Source organism: Kribbella catacumbae DSM 19601, assembly GCF_000372465.1.
Taxonomy (GTDB): Bacteria; Actinomycetota; Actinomycetes; order Propionibacteriales; family Kribbellaceae; genus Kribbella; species Kribbella catacumbae.
The window spans coordinates 1-2,133 of record NZ_AQUZ01000126.1; the positions used below are offsets into that span (position 1 = coordinate 1).

The window sequence follows — 2,133 nt, forward strand, 5'->3', positions numbered from 1 at the left end:
GCAATGGCAACACGAGATGGGCAGCGACAAGCGGCGGGCCAGACGCAGAAAGAACGGCCTCGGCAACTGGCGGCTCATCCGCTACGCGGATGACTGTGTGCCACGAACGCGACTGGAGGTTGCGATGTAGAAGATCGCGCCGCTGGTTGCGGTGCTGCACCGGTGATGGAGGTAGGTCCTCCGGGATCGCCCTGCAGGGGGAGGTCCCAAATCACCGCAAGCTGCGTCGGTGAATGAGCCGGGGTGGTGAGCGTTGCGGAAAAGGCGCCACGAGATGGCGTCAGATGAGAACCGAGAAGGCGAACGTGAGTGAACCACTGATGAAGCGTCGAAAGCGTAGTGACGACATCGAAACCGGGGTCCAGTTGTTGCCCCGGGATGAGTCTGGCGGGTGCCTGTCTATTGGCCAGGTGGTGTCCGGCGTGAAGGTGGCGCGAGCTCGGTTCAGGCGCTGGTGTGGAACGTGGGAACGCCTCGCCCCGATACGGCTGGTCGTGTGTTGGAGCGGCCGGCGAGAGGGAGAGCCTCAAGCAGCGGAAACTGTGAGGGGCAGAGTACCGACGCGGGGCAGGCGGGCGGACCGTCTCGTAGTAGCGATGAAGCCCGGTAATGCGGGTGGAGCGAAGGGGACGGGTTGCCCGGGTTCGTTCGGCGATCAACCGGCCATGGCGCTGACCGTGGTGTCGGGAGGAGTCGGGTGAGCGAACCAAAGCAGCAGGACAAACCGTTTCGGATCTCCAAATGGGTGGTCCTGGAAGCGTTTCAGAGGGTCAAGGCCAACAAGGGTGCGGCGGGCGTCGACGAGCAGTCGATAGCGGAGTTCGAGCAGGATCGCGAGAAGAACTTGTATCGGATCTGGAATCGGTTGTCGTCGGGTAGTTACTTCCCGCCGCCGGTGAAAGCGGTGGAGATCCCTAAAGCAGGGGGCAAAGGGGTCCGGGTGCTCGGGGTGCCGACGGTGGCCGATCGGGTCGCGCAGACGGTGGTCAGGATGTATCTGGAGCCGCAGGTCGAACCGGTGTTCCATCCGGACTCTTACGGCTACCGGCCGAAGAAGTCCGCGCTGGACGCGGTCGGTGCCTGTCGGTTGCGGTGCTGGCGGGCGGACTGGGTGATCGATTTGGACATCCGGGCGTTCTTCGACACCGTGCCCTGGGACCTCGTGCTGAAGGCGGTCGCCCATCACACCGACCAGGCGTGGATTCTTCTCTATGTGCGGCGGTGGCTTCAAGCACCGCTGCAACTGGGGGACGGCACCCTGGTCGCCCGGGATCGTGGGACCCCGCAGGGGTCGGCGATCTCTCCGTTGCTGGCGAACCTGTTCATGCATTACGCGTTCGACACCTGGATGGTTCGGGAGTTCCCGGCCATTCAGTTCGAACGGTACTGCGATGACGCGGTGGTGCACTGCCGCAGCGAACACCAGGCCCGCTTCGTGCGGGACGCGATCGCTGCTCGTCTGGCGCAGGTCGGTCTGGAGTTGCATCCGGACAAGACGCGCATCGTCTACTGCAAGGACGCTGACCGTGGTGGCTCCTATGAGCACACCAAGTTCACCTTCCTCGGTTACGAGTTCCGTCCCCGACTGGCCAAGAACAAGTCCGGCAAGCACTTCGTGTCGTTCCTGCCCGCGGTCAGCACGGACGCGATGAAGGCGATGGGCCAACAGATCCGTTCCTGGCATCTGGCCCGGCGCAGTGACAAGTCCCTCAACGACCTTGCCCGCATGTTCAACAGCATCGTGCAAGGGTGGATCAACTACTACGGGCGCTTCTACAAGTCCCGGTTGCTCTACTTCCTGCGGCGGCTCAACCGGCACCTTGCCCGGTGGGCCTGCCGCAAATACAAACGGCTGACACGTCGAGAACGGCGTGCGATGAGTTGGCTGGCCGAGATCGCCCGGCGATCTCCCCGGCTGTTCGCGCACTGGCGGCTCGGCGCTCGTCCTGATGGCTGGGCAATGGGAGCCGGATGAGTCGAGAGATTCAAGTCCGGTTCTGCGAGAGCCGGGCGGTGCGATCCCGCCCGGCTACTCACCTCGTCGTGATGGTGTCAGGACAACGGCACCATGCCGAGGAACTGCGCGAGGAGGTGGCCGGCGTGCTTGCCCCGATGGGGCTTCAGTTGGCGCCC

1 protein-coding gene is annotated in these 2,133 nt (G+C 64.0%); it reads left to right on the forward strand.

Going from position 1 to position 2,133, the window contains the following annotated elements:
- The first annotated feature begins 697 nt into the window (after nt 1-697).
- Nucleotides 698-1,975: a group II intron reverse transcriptase/maturase gene (gene ltrA / locus A3ES_RS0145410; RefSeq protein ID WP_020393465.1), complete on the forward strand. Its 1,278-nt coding sequence runs from the start codon at nt 698-700 to the stop codon at nt 1,973-1,975.
- The last annotated feature ends 158 nt before the right edge of the window (nt 1,976-2,133 follow it).